Source organism: Nonomuraea sp. NPDC049625 (assembly GCF_040675285.1).
GTDB lineage: Bacteria > Actinomycetota > Actinomycetes > Streptosporangiales > Streptosporangiaceae > Nonomuraea > Nonomuraea angiospora_A.
In genome coordinates this window covers 35,504-54,085 of sequence record NZ_JBFAOQ010000036.1, presented here as the reverse complement: position 1 = coordinate 54,085, position 18,582 = coordinate 35,504, and the positions used below count along the sequence as shown (strand labels likewise).

The window sequence follows — 18,582 nt, the reverse complement described above, 5'->3', positions numbered from 1 at the left end:
CCGCTGACGAGGCCCACCTCCTGGAAACCCCGTACACGCCTCGTACCCCGTCCGGATACTGACGGCAGCCGGACCGATCGCCCCTCCGCCGGCGTCAACGGCGGGGTCGTCTTCAAGACCGTCGAGCCGCCAAGGTCCTTGGGAGGAGACGTTCCAGCTCGTGTTGCGGCTCTACGGCCGCTTGCGCTATTGATCACGGATGTCGTTGATAAGGGTGATCCGGACGGTCGTTGATCTGCTCGACAAGACGTCGCGGATGCGGCTGGGAAGGTCCTGGGACGACCCGGCGCTGGAGCAGGTCCTGCCGCAGGTGAAAGCCGGGCGACTGGAGCCCGGCCTGGAACTGATCAACCAGGCCCGCGGCGACAACGAACTGCGGGCACTCCGCGTCGAACAGCTGGCGATCGCCGGCGCCTCGCACACCGAGTCGTTGGGCCGGTTGGCTGGAGACAACGCCGACGGTCTGCTCTGGCTCGGCGCCGCGCGGATCGAGCAGGCGTGGGCGATTCGCGGTGCCTTCCGGGCCCCGTACGTGGGGGAGGAGCGCTTCGCCCGTTTCTGGGAGGTGCTGGCGAGCGCGGCCGGGCCGCTGGAGCAGGCGGCGGAGGCGCTGCCGGACGATCCTGTGCCGTGGGACCGGCTGCAGTGGCATGGGATCGGCATGCAGAGCGGCAGAGAGGAGCTCGACCGTGTCTGGAAGGAGCTGACCGCTCGTGATCCGCACCTGTACCTCGGGCATTACAGCCGCGTCCAGGCACTGTGCGCGAAATGGTACGGCTCCGACGAAGAGCTGCTCGCCTTCGTTCGGGGTGTGACGGCATCGGCGCGTGCGGGCGACCCGGTGACGGCCATGCTGCCGTTGGCGCACTTCGAGATCGTGTGGAATGAGATCAACGAGACCGAGCAATCCGCTCAGGACATCCTGGAGGCCTACTTCGGCAACTCCGACGTGGCGGACCCGCTGATCGAGGCGGCCGACAAGTGGCGTGACGGCAACCGGCCGCATCCGCGTGCCTTGGACGCCATGCACCTGTTCGGTGCCGCGTTCTACTTCGGCGGGCACCTCACCCGCGCGCAGCGCCTGCTGGCGGGTGCGGGCAGGCGCATGCCGGCAATCCTGCCGTGGTCGGCGGCGTCTCTCATGCCAGGACGCCGCTACGCCCGGGCGCGCCGGAACCTGGGGCTTTCCTAGGCGCCCGGTCTTCGACGTAACCGGCCGCAGGTCGTCGTCGGCTCGTGCTGCTCATCCATGAGCCGAGCCTTGCAGTCTTGCGGGCCATCCGTGGGGTGATCGAGCGGCAGGGCGAGGTGTCGTACCCGGCTGAGGCCCTGGCGGTCATGGTCGGCGTGACCTGAGACGTCGGAGCGCCCGGCGGGCCCCTGCGAGCCCGCCGGGCGCTCACGGCGCCGGCGGTATCACCTGTAGGTGAAGGTGACCGGGTTGTGCTGGGGGAGGGTGACGGTCAGGGTGCGGGTGGCGCTGTCGTACTGGTACGCGTTCGCGGGCAGGTTGGTGGGCGGTGCCGCGTTGCGCAGGGAGAGGGTCCACTGGCGGCCGGTCGTCCTCCCGCTGATTCTCACGGTGTGCCGCCCGCCCGACTCCGAGTACCGGATCCTGGTCTTGTCGTGCAGCGTGACCGAGCCTGAGGCCCCCGCCGCGATGCTGACGGTCATCCTGTCCTTGGCGGTACGGGTCGGCACGATGCCTCCGGCCCTGACGAACACGGGCATCGTGTCGAGGCCGGTGGTGATGCTCCGGGTCGTGCCGCCGCTGTAGGTCTGGCCGGTGAAGTAGTCGGTCCACTGCCCCGGCGGGAACCACACCGAGGTCGTGGCCGTGGCGCCGGGCGTGGTCACGGGGGCGACCAGGAGGTCGGGGCCGTAGAAGTACTGGGTGGCGGCCGTGGCGTAGGCGGCCTCCTCTTCGGGATATTCCAGATATGTCGGGCGAACGATCGGGACGCCGGTGGCGTTGGCCTCCTTGGCGAGCGTGTACGTGTACGGCACCAGGCTCTCCCGCAGGCTGAGGAACTTCTTGGCCGAGTCCTTCGCCGCGGCCCCGTACTGCCAGGGCAGCCGGTCGCCATGGTTGCTGTGCAGGCGGTCGATCGGCTGGAAGGTGCCGAACTGGACCCACCGGGCGTACAGGTCGTCGGGCAGCTTGGTGGTCCGCCTGGTCTGCCCGTTCACGATGTAGGTCTCCGAGCCCTGCAGGCCGGTGGTGTCGTTGTGGCCGCCGATGTCGTGGCTGATGGCCGCCATGCCGGTGGCCGCCGACTCGGCCGGCGTGGAGCCGACCTCGACCCGCAGGGTGCCCCACGTGGAGGACGTGTCGCCGGTGAAGTGGAGCGTGGTGCGCTTGTCCGCCCACGGGCCGGTCGGCAGGCCGGAGCGCCCGGCGTACGAGCCGGTCTGCAGGGAACCGTACGCGCGGGACATCACGAACCCGCCGTTGGCAGCCGCGTACTGCTGGTTGATCCAGGCGTCAGGGGTCACGCCGGGCAGCGAGGACTGCGAGGCGTCGCAGCACCAGTCGAGCCACCAGAAGTCGTTGCCTTGCTGGTCCATGGTCTTGTGCAGGTCCATGTACGCCTTGAGCTGGTCGGGGTCGCCCCAGTCGAAGGTGTGGCAGTTCGGCCCCGCCGCCCCCGCGCAGCCGCCCTTGCGGAGCTTGCCCTTGGCCGTGGCCTGAGCCTGGGCGAACTGGGGGTCGTCGCCGACGATGCTGGGGTGGGTGTTGAGCGTGTTGTGCAGGCCCTGGGAGGCGGACCAGTCGAAGAAGGCCTTCGGGTCGGGGAACTTCGCGCGGTCGATCTGCCAGCCGCTCCACGTGTTCGGCGACTTGAAGTCCGTGTCGGTGACCAGGACGTCCAGCGGGACACCCTCGGAGCGGAACCTGGGCAGGATCGTGTTCTGGTAGTCGGCCGCGGTGCGGTCGATGTACTCGGAGTACCACACGCCGTACGCCCATTGGGGCAGCAGCGCGGGCGGGCCGGTCAGGGTGGCCAGGTCCGACAGGGCCCGCTTGTAGTCGCGGCCGAAGCCGAAGAAGTAGCCGTCCTGGTAGGGCCGCTGCGCGGAGCGCTGGGTGACCTTCTTCGTGGCCGGGTCGTACAGGGCCGAGGGCGTGTCGTCGAGCAGGTACCAGCCGTCCTTGTGCAGGAGGCCAGGGGTGGTCGGCGGAGGGCCGTTGTCGCCGTTCACGTTGTCGAGGCTGCGTCGGTACCCGCCGAGAGGAAGGTGCGGCGGGGGCGCTGGCGTGCCGGTGGCGGTCACGGCGAGCGTGTCAGGGTTGACGCGGCAGGCGGTCGGGCAGCTCAGGGTGATGTCGTTCGCGCCCGCCTTGAGGGTGACCGGGAGGGAGGCCGTCGCCCAGGTGTCCCAGTCGGCAGTCGTGGGGAAGGTCAGTTGCTGCGTGGCGGAGCCCGCGGTGACGGTGGCGGTGCGGGTCTGGTGCAGGCCGTCACCGCCGACGCCGTTGGCGTACCGGACGTGCAGCGTGTACGTGCCGTCGGCGGGGACGTTCACCAGCCGGGCGGCCACGCCGGCGCCCTGGTTCAGCTCGGCCACGAACCCCCTGCCGGAGTAGTCCGCGTGGTCCGCGGCCACCTTCGCCGTGCCGGCCAGCCTGCCCGCCTCGGCCTCGCAGCTCACCCCGTACGCGCAGTCGATGGTCGCCCTGGCCGACGTCGGCGGGTACGCGGCGTCGGGCTGCAGGAGGGCGACGCTGTCGATGTTGACGTTGCCGGAGTCCGTCGCCGTGCGGGCCAGCGTGATCGTGTGGCGGCCCGCGGCGAGCTGGAGCGCGGGGGTGGTGACGGCCCAGGTGTCCCAGTTCGCGGTCGTCGGCAGGGTCACGGCCTGGGCCGCGCCGCCGTCCACCGACAGGCTCAGGGTGCGGGTGGTGTGCTGGCCGTCGCCGCCCACCGCGTTGGCGTAACGCATGGCGAACTGGTACGCGCCCGCGGCCGTGACCTCGACGTCGGCGGACAGGGAGCTCCCCGCCCCCTCGAACCCGGCCAGGAACCCCGCGCCGGTGAACCCCGCGTGGTCGGTGGCGACGGCCAGGCCGCTGTACGACAGGTCCTCGGCCTCGCACAGGGCTCCGGCGGAGCAGGTCAGCTGCTGCCACGGCGCGGCGGTGGCGGTCCTGAGACCGACCGACAGATTGCGGGTGGTGAACGGGCCGGAGCCGACCTGGTAGCGCAGGGTGAGCGCGCTCGTCCTGATGGTGAGCCAGCCGTTCGACGTGCTGGAGGTGAAGGAGGCGGGCGCGAACGCGTCGCGGCCGACCGCGTTGAACGTCGGCGCGTCGACGAACTTGGCGTCGCCCGCGTACTCGGTCCGGATCAGGGTGGGGGAGAGCACTTGGAAACGGGCGTTTCCCGAGGTCACCGCCTTGATCCGGGTGTCGTGGGCCGCCCCCGCCGGAGCGGGGGCGACGGTTGACATCGCCGCCGCGATGATCGCGGCGGCGGCGATGCGCTGGAAGGGGCCTGATCTCATGACGACTCCCGACCGAATCTGATCGCTTTGCCGCCACTATCGACCAATGCTGAGCTCCTGACAAGATCGAGTGGGGCCTAATCGGTCAGGAACGGGCGCGTCTCGATCGGGGAGGGGATGGCTCGGTCTGAGCTGGTCGTGGGCGGTTCAGGACGAGAAGTGGGACGCGGTCGGCGGAGAGCGGGCGGATGCAGATGGCACCCTTCCAGCGACTGTCTAGTTGCCGCCGCGGTTCCGGGTCGTCGTCGACGGGGGAGTCAGCCGGGTTGCAGCCGTTGGCTGCGTTCTCGGGCAGCGGGGTCTGAATCCAGCCCTTGTCGTCCGCCGCCGGCCATCTTGGCATAGCCCGCGTCCGTCGGGTGCGCGTCGATGCGCGGCTGCAGCCGGCCTTGCCGGTCGGGATGAGCTTGGCGGCCAGCACCGTGGCACGTGGTGAGTGCGTCAGCGCCTGGTTGATCAGCTTCTTGAGCCGGGTGGGCGCGGCCGGCAGGTTGTAGTTCCGGTTCAGGTCATTGGTGCCGGCGTGCAGGGTGATCACGTTCGGCTGATACCGCGGCACGGTGCAACAGGCGAAGGCCGCGATCTCGCCGATCCGCTTGCCCGGGTGACCCTGGTCGTCCTTGTCACTCATCTCGCCGGCCTTCACCGACCCGACGAAGTCGACGCGGTTCCAGCTGTCCTTCAGATAGGCGTACAACTCCAGGTACCGACGTTCTGTATGGCGTGGGCGAAATTCTCCTTCGCCCACGCTTCTCCCGCAGGAAGCCGCCTTGGGGGTGCCCCGGGTTCCGTTGAACGCGTTCATCATGAGCGGTCCCATGATGCCGGTAACGACGCCTTGGCGGGGAGTGCAGATCAGCGGAAGGTCGCGGCGCCCACCCGGCTGGCCACCATGGCCGAGATGCACAGCGACCTGATCCCGTACCCCGTGGTCCAGGCGATCACCCCGGCGGCAATCGTCTTCGAGGACCAGGAGGTGGTGACCTCCCGGCCGGGATGGTGACAGCCAGGCCGGCGTTGTCGGAGGTCATGTTCACCGTGCCGTCGAAATTCGGCCACTCCGAGGTATCGATGGTGGCGCCGTCTTGGTTGTCGGCGAGCGTCTGCTTGATCGCGGGGCCCAGCCCGCCGTGCTCCGTGATGTCTGCCTGCATCTCCGGCACGATGTCCCGCGGGTCAGCGGGATCCATGCCGAGGTCAGAGGCGTTGAGGGTAAGGATGAAGTCCCGGTCGGCCGCTGTCGCCGGGGGGTGCCAGGCCCAGCAACGAGGTCGCCCCGATGGACATGAGCAAGGCCACTTCCGCCAGTCGTTCTTCGCGTCTTCACGCACGCCTCCGCATTCGCCGGGGTGATCATTTCCAGCCAACGCGAGAACGCGGTGAATCCCTCATTAACACTCGCGGGTGGTTATGAGGGTTCACGCGAGCGGCTCGGGTTCTGAGGGTGGGCGCGAAGGCCCGACCAAGGGCCGACTACTTGAAGGCGCGGTGGAGCTGGGTCATGGTCTGCTCGACGCGGCTCTTGTCGCCGACGACCACGTAGGTCTCGTAGTTGACCTTGTCGCCCTTGTCCATGGCTCCACCGGGGCTGGTGACCTGGATGGTGTTCTCGCCGAAGTGGCCGTTGTAGTCCATGGGCGGGCGGGTCATCGTGTAGTAGTAGGCCTTGCCGCTGAGAACTTCGGGCTTGATGTACATGCCGAGGCAGTAGCGGTCGTCGTCCGTGCAACGGACCATGGGGTCCTTGCTCGTGTGGGACTCCACGGGCTTGGGCGACAGGCGACCGGTGGCGGGGCTGTAGGCGAAGACCTTCGTGAAGTCCGGCTGCAGGTAGGCGACGAAGACGCCGCTGAAGTGGTCATATGGTTCGTCGTCCGAGGTGATCGTGGCGGTGGCGCGGAAGACGTTCTCCAGCGCGGGCACGTCATGATCGGGGGCGAGCTCGATCTCGGTCTGCAGCCAGTACGGCGACAGTCCCATGGTGAACGGGGAGCGCTTGTCCTGGTGGTCGGCGCTGCGGCAGTTGCCCCAGCCCGGTTTCGTGTCCGCGAGGGTCACGAACATCGCGGGCCTCCCCGCCGTGCGGATGGAGCTGCCGGACCGGGCCATGGTGTAGAGCGCGCTCGTGCTGGGACCGTGGTAGGGAGGCGGCTGGTCCACGTCGTCCATGCGGGTACCGGCCTGCGTGGGGTTGTAGCACTCGGTCGCCGCCTTACCTTCCTGCCAGGCGTGGAAGGCGTACTGGAATGCGGCGCCGTGGCCGCCACTGGAGATGAACTCCTTGTTGTTCACCTTGACCGACGCGATCGCGCCGGCCAGCGCCGTCGACGTCGTGACCGACAGCTTGTTGCGCTTGTCGACCAGGACGGACGCCGTGACGTCCTGGAACGTCCGGTCGTAGTTCTTCTTCGTGGCGCATTCGGACTTGTACGTGAGCACGAAGTCGTCGTAGGTGGGGCTGCTCCGTGGCGGCGCCTCGCACGAGCTCTGCGCGGCTGTCGCGGCCACTGGAGTGACCACAGCCGTCATGACCGTGACCACGGCCAGTACGGCCCCCTGTCGGATGGATCTCATGATCGGGATTAAACCGGCGCCCGGCGATGAGATGGGATCTGTTCGAGAAAAGGGTAAGTGTTTGGGTTCGCCGGTTCGACGCCATCGGTGCTCACCTGCCGCTTCCGTCGTAGCGAACGTTTTCTATGAAGGAAACCGCGTGCCGGCCAGCCGTTCGTATTCGCTGACGCACAGCGGCAGGACCGCGCCGTGCTTGGTGTTGGGCGTGATCGCGGCCGGTACGCACCGCCAAGCGTCCGTGGTGACATCGGTTGGCGAACGGGACGTATCCATGGAAGTCCAGCCCGAAGTGATCGGCGAACATCAGCCACCCGTGCCCGAGTTCCGCCGGCGCCCAGGTCATGCCGGCGGCCTCGCCGGACATCAGGACGTGCCGCTGCTCTCCCCATTCGAGCAGGTCGTCGCTGCGCCAGATCTCGATGCGGCGGCTGCCCGAGCGAACGGCGTCGGCCCAGTCCGTCGTGTGGACCTGCTCGCCCCGCGCATCCGGACCGGATAGTACGACAGCACCCGTTGCGCCGCACCGCTCGTCGGCGCGGCGGTGACGTTCGACGAGGCCGCGGCTCTCACGCCTTCCTGAGGCGTCCCTAAACGAGTTGTATCGATACAACCAGAGTCTCATGACATCCGGGGTCGGCCCGTCGGCGGCTGAACCGCCCTCGGCTCTGGGGCGCCGACCGGCCGATCCCTCCCTGCCGCCGGCGCAGGACCGCTACCGGCTCCGCCCGACCACCGACGGCAGTGTCAAGGGTTGAGGCCGTGAAAGGATGTCGAGGTGGTGACGATACAGGACGTGGCGAAGGCCGCAGGGGTCTCGCCGATGACCGTTTCCCACGTCATCAACCACCACCCGCACGTCAAGACCGAGACGCGCGAGCGCGTGCTGCGGGCCATCAACGAGCTCGACTACCGGGTCAACGTGGCGGCGCGCAACTTGCGCACCGGGCGTACGGGGACCATCGGGCTCGCCGTCCCGGAGATCGACCGCCCGTACTACGGCCAGCTCGTTGCGAAGATCATCGCGGCGGCGGCGAAGCGGGATCTCAGGGTCGCCATCGAGCAGACCGGCGCCTCGCGCGAGGGCGAGCTCGCCGCGCTGGCCCTGTCGCGCAACCGCCTCTACGATGGCCTCATCCTCAGCACCGTCGGGCTCGGCCCGGCGGACACCGACCTGCTCAAGGTCGACTTCCCGGTGGTGATCCTGGGGGAGCGGATCTTCGACGGCCCTGTGGACCACGTCGCGATGCCCAATGTCGAGGGCGCGCGGGCCGCCACGGCGCACCTCATCGAGCGGGGCTGCCGCCGCATCGCGGTCGTCGACGGCCCGCAGCGGGGCGAAGTCGACGTCTCCAGCCTGCGCCACGACGGCTACCGCGAGGCGTTGGAAGGGGCGGGGCTACCCTTCGATCCCGAGCTGGTGGTCCCCATCGACGCGCTCACGATGGAGACGGGAGCGGCCGCCGCGCGCCGGTTGGCCGGCTCCGGGGTCGCGTTCGACGGCGTGTTCTGCGTCACCGACACGGTCGCGATGGGGACGCTGCGCGGCCTGGCCGACTGCGGGATCCGCGTCCCGCAGGACGTCAAGGTGATCGGCTTCGACAACATCGCCGAGGGCGCCTACCTCGTGCCGTCGCTGTCGTCCGTCGATCCCGACCATGCGCTCATGGCCGGCACGGCCGTCGGCTTCCTGGCCAAGCGGATCGCGGAGAACGGGAAGAACAAGCAGGTCGCGCGCGAGTTCATCAGCCGCTTCTCCGTCGTCGCCCGCGAGTCGACCGGAGGGTAGACGCGTGCGGCGTCATCGTGGTGACCATATACGGACAACGTTCTCTACACTGGTGAGGTGGCCAGACGAAGGAATGACGCGCTCGACGACCCCGAGCACCGCCAGAGCACGATCAAGGATGTGGCCGAGCTCGCCGGCGTCTCGCTGTCCACCGTCTCGCGCGTGGTGGCCGGCAACTACCCGGTGGCCCAGGCCACCCGGTCGCGGGTGGAACGGGCGATCGAGGAGCTGAACTACGTCGCCAACACCCACGCCCGCGTGCTGGGCGGCGGATCGGCCCGCACGGTCGGCTTCATCGTCAACGACGTGCGCGGCGCGGCCTTCGCCGAGGCGGTGCACGGCGTCGAGCAGGAGGCCGCGCGCCGTGGGCACATCTGCCTGGTGGCCACCACCGACGGAGATCCCGTCCGCGAGCTGGCCGCGATCCAGCTCATGCGCGAGCAGCGGGCCGCCGCGGTGTTCCTGATCGGCGGCGCCACTGACAACGCCGCCTACCGGGCCCGGATGGCCGACATCGCCCGCTCGCTCGACGCCTCCGGTTCGCGGCTGGTCCTGTGCGGCCGCCCACCTCTGGGGGACGGGATCCCGGTAACCGTCGTCGAGTACGACAACGAGGGCGGCGCCTACGCGCTGACCAGCTTCCTCGTCGGCCGTGGCCACCGCAGGATCCTTTACGTGGGCGGGGATTCCACGTTCACCACCACCGCGGGACGGCTCTCCGGTTTCCGCCGGGCGATGGGCGACCTCGGCTGCCCCGTGGACGAGAGCCTGTTGGAGCTCGGCACGGATTTCACCCGCGCGTCGGGCTACGAGCGTGTCAGCGCCCGGCTGCGGGGGGAACGCGACTTCACCGCGGTCTTCGCCGAGACCGACGTGATCGCCGGCGGCGCGATGGCCGCCGTCTTCGACGCGGGTCTCAGCGTCCCCGAAGACGTCTCCATCGTCGGCTACGACGACATCCCCCTGGCCGCCGATCTGCGTCCCGGCCTGACCACCGTCCACGTGCCGTACGAGGAGCTGGGCCGCGCGGCCGTGCGCAGCGCCCTGGACCGGCCCGCGGGCAGGGCGGAGCAGCATCAGATGCTGGGCGCCCACGTCGTCATCCGCCGGTCCGCCGACCGGCCCTCCCCGGCGTAGACAGCGTTCCCGGCGCGAGAACGCCGTCGCGCGACAGTGCTGCACCGTGCCTTCACCAGGGACATCGGGCGTAATGGGAAATTTATCCGCCTGAAATCTTGCCCTCACGGTAAGGGAGTTCTACGGTCTCCATAGATAACGCTTTCTATAGCCGCCCCCCATTCTGCGAAGGAGCGGTGCCGTGAACCGCATCCCAACGAGCGCCCTCGCCGCCGGCCTGACGATGGCCGTCGTGCTGACCGGCTGCGGCTCCCCGGAGCCCACCGCCCAGGAGCCCGCCGCCACGGCGGGCGCGGGCACCGGGCCGGTCACCCTCACCTGGTGGTCGTGGGACGAGAGCAAGTTCCTCGACCCGGTCGTGGCCAAGTTCAACGCCACCCACAACCACATCAAGCTCAAGGTGGTCAAGCAGGCCGACAATCCCGGCACCGCGGCCAACCTGCGCAACGTCGTCGCCGCGGGACAGGACGTGCCCTGCCTGGTGAAGGCCTTCGGCGAGGTGCCCGGTCTGGTCGGTGAGGGACTGCTGGCCGACATCACCGAGGTCTTCCAGCCGTACACCACGAAGGGCCTGTTCAACGAGGCATCCTTCCCGGGCGCCAAGGCGGGCGACCGCTTCTACGGCATCCCGACCGGCTTCGCGCCGTCGTTCATGATGATCAACCGGGCCGTGTACGACAAGCACGGCGTCGCGGTGCCCAAGACCTGGGACGACGTGATCGCCGCGGGCAAGGAGTTCAAGAAGCACGGCGTCTACGTGATGAACCTCGCCGGCGAGGACCCCTCCACCCTGATCAACCTGGTTCAGCAGGCCGGCGGGTCGTGGTACGCGATCGAGGGCGACAGCTGGAAGGTGGACTTCCTGTCGCCGCAGTCGCTCAAGGCCGCCGACGTCGTACAGCGGCTGGTCGACGACGGCCTGGTGGCCAACCAGACCTACCAGGACCGGCCCGCGCTGATCAGCTACTTCGACTCGGGCAAGATGGTCTCCCTGCCGACCTCGACGTGGCAGCTCGGCAACTACGAGCTCAACTACAAGAGGTCGCTGGGCGACTGGCAGCCCATCGACCTGCCCCAGTTCGCCGACGCCCCCGCGTTCGTGACCCCGGCCCACGGCGGCGCGCTGCTGGTGCCCAAGGGCTGCCCGAACATCAAGGAGGCCGTCGAGGCCGGCGTATGGATGACGACCGGCAAGGACGCCATCGACGCCTCCTACCAGCAGGACACCAGGCAGTACGCCTGGCCCGGCGCCGTTCCCGACCCGTCTCCCTGGATCGACTCGGTGGTGCCGGAGAAGCTGTTCGGCGAGCGCAAGGGCGAGGCCAAGGGCGTGATCCTCAAGGCGACGCAGTCCGGCCGGGACCCCTGGGTGGTCGGCCCGAACTTCACGGGCGTCTTCTCCGAGCTCCAGGACCAGTGGGCCAAGATCGTCACCAAGGAGATCACCGTCCGCCAGGCCCTCGAGCACATGCAGAAGTTCACCGTCGACGACCTGAAGTCGAAGAACATCAACGTGCGGGGCTGAACGTCATGGCCATCACCGCGAGCCCCAAAGCGTGGCGGCGCACCGCCGCGCTGCAGGGCGCCTCGTTCACCATCCCGTTCTTCCTCGGGTTCGTGCTGTTCAGCGTGGTGCCGATCGTGCTGGCGCTGCGGGAGAGCGTGTTCACCGAGAAGAGCTCGGGCCTCGGCTTCGGCCCGAAGACGGTCGAGTTCGCCGGGCTGGACAACTTCCTGCGCGGCATCGCCGACGCCAAGTTCTGGGCGGGCATGGGACGCGTGGGTCTCTTCGCGGCCATCAGCATCCCGCTCATCCAGATCGTGAGCGTCGTCATGGCGCTGCTCCTGGACGCCGCCTCGCGGCGCGTGGCCGCGCGCTTCCGGCTGCCGCTGCTGATCCCGTACATGATCCCCGGCATCGTGGCCACCCTGATCTGGATCTACCTCTACAGCCCCGACGTCGGCCCGCTGACCCCGTTCTTCGCCCTGCTCGGCATCGACGCCGACTTCTACAGTGGCGAGCTGATCTGGGTGTCCATCGGCAACCTCGTTGCCTGGGGAGCCATCGGCTTCAACATGCTCATCGTCTATGCCGACCTGCAGTCGGTGCCGCGCGAGATCTTCGAGAGCGCCCGCGTGGACGGCGCCTCCGAGCCGCGGATCGCCTGGTCCATCAAGGTGCCCATGATCCGCCGCTCGCTGGTGCTGACCACCGTGCTCAGCATCATCGGCACCCTGCAGATCTTCAGCGACCCCATGCTCTTCCGCTCGATGACGCCCGAGACCATCACCCGCGACTTCACGCCGATCATGGCCATCTACGACTGGGCCTTCGCGCAGGGCGACTTCAACTACGCCGCCGCCCTGTCCGTCATCCTGGCGCTCGTGGTCGGCGCGGCCTCGGCCGTCTTCTACCGCCTCACCGACAAGGCACCCACCTCATGACGACCGCCACCACCGCGAAGCGTCCCGCCGCGCCGGCCCCCGCCACACCGGCCGGACGGCACACCCGGCCGCACAGGGCCAGGACCAGGGTCGCGGTCATCACCGGCCTGGTCGCCTTCACCGTCTACTCCGTGGCGCCCGTCTGGTGGCTGGTCGTCGCCGCCACCAAGAGCCAGTCCGACCTGTACACCACCAACGCGCTGTGGTTCGCCGAGTTCCGGCTCTGGGACAATCTGCGGGGCCTGTTCACCTACCAGGACGGGATCTTCCTGACCTGGATGGGCAACACGCTCCTGTACGGCCTGGCCGGCACCGCCGGCATGACCCTGGTCAGCGTGGCCTGCGGTTACGGCCTGGCGATGTACCGCTTCCGCGGGCGCGGCGTCATGATGGGCGCCATCATCGGCTCGTTCCTGGTGCCGGGCGCGCTGCTCACGATCCCGTCCTTCCTCCTCTACACGGACCTGCGCCTGATCGACACGCCGTGGGCGATCATCGTGCCGAGCTTCTTCAGCGCCTTCTCCGTCTACCTCGCCAAGGTCTACGCCGAAGGCGCCATCCCGCCCGAACTGCTCGAGGCCGCCCGCATCGACGGAGCGGGGGAGTACCGCATCTTCTTCCTGATCGGCGCCAGGCTCATGTCCACCGGCGCCGCGACGATCTTCCTGCTCGGCTTCGTCGGGTCCTGGAACTCCTTCTTCGGCCCACTGGTCTACCTGCGTGACCAGTACAAGTGGCCGGTCATGCTCGGCCTGTACTCGTGGCTGAAGGTCAAGGTGGACAACTCCACCGACCTCACCGGCCTGGTCGTCGTCGGCTCGATCATCTCGCTGATCCCCATGGTCGCCCTGATGATCTCCCTGCAGCGCTATTGGCGCTCGGGGATCACGCTCGGCAGCCTCAAGTAACCACCACCACACCTGCTGAACCCGGGGGACCCGTCTGTGACCCATCGCCGCCCGAAGGCCCTGCTCGCCATGCGCCAGGTGTACGTTCCGCGGCTCTTCCCGGCCGCCGTCCGCGACCGGATCGAGCGGCACGCCGACGTCGACGATGCCTCCCGGCTACGGCACGGACGGCCTGTCGGGCGCGCCGGTGGCCCGGATGAAGCGGGCGCCCCACTCCTGTACGTGCGCGGCGAACTCCGGCGGCCCCAGCACCTCGAACTCGGCGCCCACATTGCCCAGCGCCTGCGTCGGCCAATCGAGGGAGGTCGAGGTCATGGTGATCCGGCAGGTGCTCTGGCTGAGCGGTTCGATCGTGCCCCACTGGCCGATCGCCTGCCGTACCCGGGCCTCGGGGGCGTGGACGAGCGCCTGGACCGTGTACGGCGCCGGGGCCCCGCCGGCCGCTTGGACGAAGGCCGCGGCGTCCTCGGCCGGGAGCGGACGCGGCCGGAATCGCGTGCCTGTCCCGGCCGGCTCGGTCAGCCGGTCGAGGCGGAAGCTGCGCCAGTCGTGCCGGGTCAGGTCGTAGGCGGCGAGGTACCAGCGTCCGCCGAGGGCGACCAGGCGGTGCGGCTCGACCTCGCGCCGGGTGGGGGCGGAGCCTCTGGCGGTGTAGCCGAAGCGCAGCCGCTCCTGGTCGCGGCAGGCCTGGGCGACTGCGGTGAGCACCTGCGCCGCGACGACCGGCCCGGCCGGGGCGACGGAGAGGGTCATCTCCCGCAGGGCGTCCACCCTGGCCCGCAGCCGGGGCGGTAGGACCCGGATCACCTTGGTGAGCGCACGCAGCGACGCCTCCTGCATCCCGGCGATCCCGCTCTGCGCCGCGTCACCGATGCCCACCGCCAGAGCCACCGCTTCCTCATCGTCCAGCAGCAGCGGCGGCAGGACGGCGCCGGGCGCGAGCTGGTAGCCGCCGTCGGTTCCCCGGGCCGCGCTGACCGGGTAGCCGAGCTCGCGCAGCCTGTCGACGTCGCGGCGCAGGGTCCGCTCGGATACCCCGAGCCGCTCGGCCAGTTCCGTGCCGGGCCAGTGGCGGTGGGTCTGCAGCAGCGAGAGCAGTCGGAGGGTCCGTGAGCTGGTGTTCGCCATGTCGCCATCCTCGCGCGACTTCCGGTCAAAAAGTGACCGGAAGCCTGTTTAGAGTCGATTTCGAAGGCCGTACCGACCTAAGGAACAAGAAATGATCACCCGTGAGATCCAGCTGACCGCACAGGTCGCCGGCACCCCCACGCTCGACCACTTCACCGTCGCCACCAAGGAGGTGGACGGCGAGGTCGTGGTGCGGACCGACCAGATCGGGCTCGCCGCGACCTACCTGGAGCTGATGCGCGCGGACTGCACCATCCCGGTACCGGCCTGGCAGCCGGGCCAGCGAGTGGGTGTGGCCGCCATCGGCACCGTCGTCCGGTCCGACAGCTCCGAGCTCGCGGTTGGCGACCTGGTCCAGTCGATGACCGGCTGGAGCGAGTACTCGGCGGGCCCGGCCGCCCAGTACACCAAGCTTGACCCCATCGCCGACCCCGGCTACTACCTCGGTCAGGGGCCGACGGCCTACTACGGGATGGCCGACGTGGCGGGCGTCGGCGAGGGCGACGTGGTGTTCGTCTCCGGCGCGGCGGGCGGGGTCGGCTCACTGGCCGGGCAGATCGCCAAGTGCCTGGGCGCGGCACGGGTGATCGGCAGCGCCGGCAGCCCGGCCAAGGTCGACTATCTGGTGAACGAGCTCGGCTACGACGCCGCGTTCGACTATCACGACGGCTCGCCGGTCGACCGGCTCCGAGAACTCGCACCCGAGGGCATTTCGGTGTTCTTCGACATCGTGGGCGGCGAGCAGTACCAGGCCGCGCTGCAGGTGGCCAGGCCCGGCGCCCGGTTCGCGCTGTGCGGCTCGCTGTCCAGCCAGCTCGGCGACGCGGCCGAGCGTTTCCCCACGCCCGACCACGTCGCGGCCCAGGCCAGGGGCATCGAGCTGCTGCCGTTCTCCTGCTACCACACCCCCGACCAGATCGCCGCCTGGCGGGAACACTTCAGCACCTGGCTGGGCGAGGGCCGCTTCGTCTACCCGCAGACGGTCATCAAGGGCGAACTCGAGGACGTGCCGCAGGCGTTCTTGTCCCTGCTCCAGGGCTCCTACCGTGGCAACGTCTCGGTGCGGCTGTCATGACGACTCTCTCGAGCAGGGCCCTGAACCGGGCCCTGCTGGACCGCCAGTTCCTGCTGGCCCGCACCGATCACACCCCGCTTGAGGTGATCGGGCGCCTGGTCGCGATGCAGGCTCAAGAGCCCAACTGGCCCTACGTCGGGCTGTGGAGCAGGATCCGCGGCTTCACCCACTCCGAGCTCACCACGCTGCTGCAGGACCGGAGGGTGGTCCGCTCCGGCCTGCTCCGCAGCACCCAGCACCTCGCCGCGGCCGACGACTTCCGCCGGCTGCGGCCGCTGCTGCAGCCCGTCCTCGACCGCACCGCCCGCTCGCCCTACTTCGCCCGCAACAGCGCGGGCCTGGACACCGCCTCACTGATCGCCACCGGGCTTGAGCTGCTGGCGGGCGGGACGACACCGCGAAAGGAGCTGGCCCGGCGGCTGTCCGAACGCCACCCGGACCGCGACGGGCGCGTCCTCGCCGGGGAGATCGAGCTCAGGACCCCCCTCGTCCACAACCCGGCCACCGGTACGTGGGGCTCCTGGGGCACCCGGTCGGCCGTCTGCGTCACGCCCGCCGAGACCTGGCTCGGCCGGCCCATGGTTCCGGCGACCGCCAAGGACCTCATCCGCCGCTATCTGGCAGCGTTCGGCCCAGCCGGGATCATGGACGTACAGGCCTGGTCCGGGCTGACCCGCCTCGGCGAGATCGTCTCCGACATGCGCGCCGAACTGCGCCACTACCGCGACCCCGACGGCCGGGAACTGATCGACCTGGCCGACGCGCAACTGCCCGACCCCGACACGCCCGCCCCCGTGCGACTGCTGCCCGCCTTCGACAACGCCCTGCTCGGCCACGCCGACCGGACCCGCATCATCAGCGACGAGGACCGCAAACACGTGATGCCCGGCCAGGCACAAGTACGGCCCACCTTCCTCGTGGACGGCCACGTGCACGGAACCTGGTCTCTCGACGGCGAAACCCTGCACCTCACGCCATTCCGCCCTCTGACCGCGGCCGACCGGGCCGCGTTGGAGCAGGAGACGGAGCGCCTGCTGCCGTTCGTGGGAGGCAAGAACGTGTCCTACAGCAGCCCGACCGCGACCCGGACATCCTGACGCCGGCGTTCGATCGCCGCCGGATCGTCATCCAGGAACGTACCCCTGACCATTCGCGGCAGGCCGGGCTCGCGCAGGTTACGGCTGCTGGCCGGGCGATCACCGGCACCCGACCGCCGCTCGGCAGCATCGGCGCCTCGGCGGGTCAGATCGGGCGAAGGGTGCCGTACGGTCCGGCATCGCGGCGGCCATGAGATCGCGGCCGGGCGAAGAGGCCGAGAGTGTTAGATTGTCGGGCGGTTGATGTTGATCTGACAGTAGAGGCGTGACTCACGTGGCAGGGTTTGAGATCTACTTCGACACGCTCGAAGAGTGCGCCACCAAGGCCAAGGGAGTCGCCAACCAGTTCAAGAGTGCGGCGGAGGACGGCCCCACGAGCGTCAGCACCTCCTGCTTCGGCACCCTGGAGAACGTTTCCGACAAGCTCGCCAAGGCCGTCAACGACTTCGAAAAGAAGATCGACGCCGAGATACGCCACGCGCAACAGAACCTGACCAAGGTCGAGGCGGCCATCCACCAGGTCGTCACCAACGTCCGCACGGCCGACCTCCCCGGCGTTCCCCGGACGGAGCAGGTGTGACGGACATCTGGGACCAGTACCTCAGCCCCATCCAGCGCGTCATCGACGACCTGAGCGGCGACCAGGCCCAGATCTCCAAGATCTCGGGGCAGTGGCGAACGCTGGCAGGCGACATCACCACAGAGAACGGCGTGATCAAACGCGCGGTCAACCGGGTGGACAGCGCGTGGAACGGCGCCGCCGCCGAGAGTTTCGCCAAGTACATGGCCAGATACCCCAAGTCCGGTACGGCACTGAGCGAGGCCCTGACCAGCTGCGCCGACAAGCTGGATGCCGCCGGGAGCGCACTGGAGACGGCCAAGGGCGAGGTCCAAGCCCTCTACCGGGAGAAACGCGCCTGGCTGGACGAGCAGCGCAACGACCCCGACAGCACCACGATCTCGATGACGAGCATCCGGTCCCAGGTGTCCAACGCCCTCGATCGCGCCAAGGTGCACACGGACAAGGCCGCCGAGGCACTCGGTCAGGCCACCAGCGAGATCGGCAAATACCTCGGCGAGGTGCGGTTCTTCACCGGCATCCCCGCTCCAGGCGATCAAGACTTCGTTCCGGGCAACAAGGCCAAGATGCCCTGGATCCCCGACCCGGACTTCCGCCCGCACACCCCGAAGACGCAGCTGGCGTCCTACAACGGCAACGGCAACGGCCTGCCGCCCGGCGATGGCATCGGGAACGGCGTCAACGGGTCGAGCGGCAGTGGAGGCGGTGGAGGCGGCGGCGGTGGCGCGCCTTCGCTGGCCGTCCCGCCGAACGCCCACAACCTGGCGCCCAACCCTCGTGCCCAGGCCGTCATCGACTACGCCCTCAAGCAGATCGGCGACCCTTACGTGTGGGGAGCGACAGGACCCGGCTCCTTCGACTGCTCCGGACTGACCCTGCGCGCGTACGAGTCCGCGGGGACCGCCATCCCCCGGGTCGCGAACGACCAGTGGCTGCGCGGACCGCGCATCCCTGATGGCAATGTGCAGGCCGGAGACCTTGTCTTCTTCGACAACAACGGTGACGGCACCGCTGACCATGTGGGCATCGTGCTCGACCCCGAGAAGGGCACGATGATCCACGCGCCCAGACCGGGCTCCGAAGTCAAGATCGCCCCCTACAGCCGCCCCCCCATGGGTTTCACCCGCCCGGGAACGAGCTGACCCCGGCCACACCTGGAGCCCGGCTCGACGTGGCCGAAGAAGCCTTATCCCGGACGTCCCCGAGTTCGCATCCGACGCGAACGCCGGCAGCGCGCCGACGCCCGCGATGACAAAAGACAAGATCGCTATCTCCCCCGCCCTACCGGCCGCCCCCGCCACTGCGGGTAAATCATCCGTTTCCCGCAGAATGTCGTAGGGATGATC

General features: G+C 69.2%; 15 protein-coding genes. 11 read left to right on the top strand and 4 right to left on the bottom strand.

Annotated features, from left to right (window positions below; genetic code table 11):
- Window positions 1-214: 214 nt before the first annotated feature.
- Window positions 215-1,192 (top strand): hypothetical protein, encoded by a 978-nt coding sequence (locus tag AB0J87_RS62430; protein WP_363985234.1) that lies wholly within the window; start codon window positions 215-217, stop codon window positions 1,190-1,192.
- A 224-nt stretch (window positions 1,193-1,416) separates the two neighbouring features.
- On the opposite strand, the gene AB0J87_RS62425 is transcribed toward AB0J87_RS62430, so the two are convergent.
- The 3 genes from AB0J87_RS62425 to AB0J87_RS62415 form a co-directional block, all read right to left on the bottom strand.
- On the bottom strand, window positions 1,417-4,506 hold the full coding sequence (locus AB0J87_RS62425) for a TIM-barrel domain-containing protein (protein WP_363985232.1): 3,090 nt from the start codon (window positions 4,504-4,506) through the stop codon (window positions 1,417-1,419).
- A gap of 85 nt (window positions 4,507-4,591) precedes the next feature.
- Complete coding sequence (locus tag AB0J87_RS62420) at window positions 4,592-5,314, bottom strand: GDSL-type esterase/lipase family protein (protein WP_363985230.1); 723 nt, start codon at window positions 5,312-5,314, stop codon at window positions 4,592-4,594.
- A 665-nt stretch (window positions 5,315-5,979) separates the two neighbouring features.
- Complete coding sequence (locus AB0J87_RS62415; protein ID WP_363985228.1) at window positions 5,980-7,080, bottom strand: hypothetical protein; 1,101 nt, start codon at window positions 7,078-7,080, stop codon at window positions 5,980-5,982.
- On the opposite strand from AB0J87_RS62415, the gene AB0J87_RS62410 reads away from it, so the two are divergent.
- The 6 genes from AB0J87_RS62410 to AB0J87_RS62385 all read left to right on the top strand — a co-directional run bounded on the left by AB0J87_RS62410 (window position 7,070) and on the right by AB0J87_RS62385 (window position 13,356).
- Window positions 7,070-7,579, top strand: a complete 510-nt coding sequence (locus AB0J87_RS62410; protein ID WP_363985226.1) for a hypothetical protein — start codon at window positions 7,070-7,072, stop codon at window positions 7,577-7,579. The two genes, AB0J87_RS62415 and AB0J87_RS62410, sit on opposite strands and share 11 nt — an antisense overlap.
- Window positions 7,580-7,855: 276 nt before the next feature.
- Window positions 7,856-8,866 carry a LacI family DNA-binding transcriptional regulator gene (locus AB0J87_RS62405; protein ID WP_363985224.1) on the top strand — a complete coding sequence of 337 codons (1,011 nt, stop codon included), beginning with the start codon at window positions 7,856-7,858 and terminating at the stop codon, window positions 8,864-8,866.
- Between the two features lie 57 nt (window positions 8,867-8,923).
- Window positions 8,924-10,003 carry a LacI family DNA-binding transcriptional regulator gene (locus AB0J87_RS62400; protein WP_363985222.1) on the top strand — a complete coding sequence of 360 codons (1,080 nt, stop codon included), beginning with the start codon at window positions 8,924-8,926 and terminating at the stop codon, window positions 10,001-10,003.
- Window positions 10,004-10,184: 181 nt separating this feature from the next.
- Window positions 10,185-11,528 (top strand): extracellular solute-binding protein, encoded by a 1,344-nt coding sequence (locus AB0J87_RS62395; RefSeq protein ID WP_363985220.1) that lies wholly within the window; start codon window positions 10,185-10,187, stop codon window positions 11,526-11,528.
- A 5-nt stretch (window positions 11,529-11,533) separates the two neighbouring features.
- Window positions 11,534-12,448, top strand: a complete 915-nt coding sequence (locus tag AB0J87_RS62390) for a sugar ABC transporter permease (protein ID WP_350730815.1) — start codon at window positions 11,534-11,536, stop codon at window positions 12,446-12,448.
- Window positions 12,445-13,356 carry a carbohydrate ABC transporter permease gene (locus tag AB0J87_RS62385; protein ID WP_363985218.1) on the top strand — a complete coding sequence of 304 codons (912 nt, stop codon included), beginning with the start codon at window positions 12,445-12,447 and terminating at the stop codon, window positions 13,354-13,356. The genes AB0J87_RS62390 and AB0J87_RS62385 overlap by 4 nt, the downstream gene beginning before the upstream one ends.
- Before the next feature lie 156 nt (window positions 13,357-13,512).
- Here the strand turns inward: AB0J87_RS62385 and AB0J87_RS62380 are convergent, their stop codons facing one another.
- A complete protein-coding gene (locus AB0J87_RS62380) occupies window positions 13,513-14,484 on the bottom strand; it encodes a YafY family protein (protein ID WP_363985216.1) in 972 nt (323 codons plus the stop codon).
- A 91-nt stretch (window positions 14,485-14,575) separates the two neighbouring features.
- Here AB0J87_RS62380 and AB0J87_RS62375 point away from each other — a divergent pair, with 91 nt between their 5' ends.
- The 4 genes from AB0J87_RS62375 (at window position 14,576) to AB0J87_RS62360 (ending at window position 18,378) form a co-directional block, all read left to right on the top strand.
- Complete coding sequence (locus AB0J87_RS62375) at window positions 14,576-15,559, top strand: NADP-dependent oxidoreductase (RefSeq protein ID WP_363985214.1); 984 nt, start codon at window positions 14,576-14,578, stop codon at window positions 15,557-15,559.
- Window positions 15,556-16,656, top strand: a complete 1,101-nt coding sequence (locus tag AB0J87_RS62370) for a winged helix DNA-binding domain-containing protein (protein WP_363985212.1) — start codon at window positions 15,556-15,558, stop codon at window positions 16,654-16,656. The genes AB0J87_RS62375 and AB0J87_RS62370 overlap by 4 nt, the downstream gene beginning before the upstream one ends.
- Before the next feature lie 274 nt (window positions 16,657-16,930).
- Complete coding sequence (locus tag AB0J87_RS62365) at window positions 16,931-17,236, top strand: hypothetical protein (protein ID WP_363985210.1); 306 nt, start codon at window positions 16,931-16,933, stop codon at window positions 17,234-17,236.
- Window positions 17,233-18,378 carry an NlpC/P60 family protein gene (locus tag AB0J87_RS62360; protein WP_363985208.1) on the top strand — a complete coding sequence of 382 codons (1,146 nt, stop codon included), beginning with the start codon at window positions 17,233-17,235 and terminating at the stop codon, window positions 18,376-18,378. The genes AB0J87_RS62365 and AB0J87_RS62360 overlap by 4 nt, the downstream gene beginning before the upstream one ends.
- The last annotated feature ends 204 nt before the right edge of the window (window positions 18,379-18,582 follow it).

Excerpts from the sequence above, each read along its gene's own strand:
- AB0J87_RS62385 (WP_363985218.1), top strand. The coding sequence starts at position 12,445 with ATGACGACCGCCACCACCGCGAAGCGTCCCGCCGCGCCGGCCCCCGCC.
- AB0J87_RS62375 (WP_363985214.1), top strand. The coding sequence starts at position 14,576 with ATGATCACCCGTGAGATCCAGCTGACCGCACAGGTCGCCGGCACCCCC.
- AB0J87_RS62390 (WP_350730815.1), top strand. The coding sequence starts at position 11,534 with ATGGCCATCACCGCGAGCCCCAAAGCGTGGCGGCGCACCGCCGCGCTG.
- AB0J87_RS62420 (WP_363985230.1), bottom strand. The coding sequence starts at position 5,314 with ATGATGAACGCGTTCAACGGAACCCGGGGCACCCCCAAGGCGGCTTCC.
- AB0J87_RS62370 (WP_363985212.1), top strand. The coding sequence starts at position 15,556 with ATGACGACTCTCTCGAGCAGGGCCCTGAACCGGGCCCTGCTGGACCGC.
- AB0J87_RS62410 (WP_363985226.1), top strand. The coding sequence starts at position 7,070 with ATGGATCTCATGATCGGGATTAAACCGGCGCCCGGCGATGAGATGGGA.
- AB0J87_RS62415 (WP_363985228.1), bottom strand. The coding sequence starts at position 7,080 with ATGAGATCCATCCGACAGGGGGCCGTACTGGCCGTGGTCACGGTCATG.
- AB0J87_RS62380 (WP_363985216.1), bottom strand. The coding sequence starts at position 14,484 with ATGGCGAACACCAGCTCACGGACCCTCCGACTGCTCTCGCTGCTGCAG.
- AB0J87_RS62425 (WP_363985232.1), bottom strand. The coding sequence starts at position 4,506 with ATGAGATCAGGCCCCTTCCAGCGCATCGCCGCCGCCGCGATCATCGCG.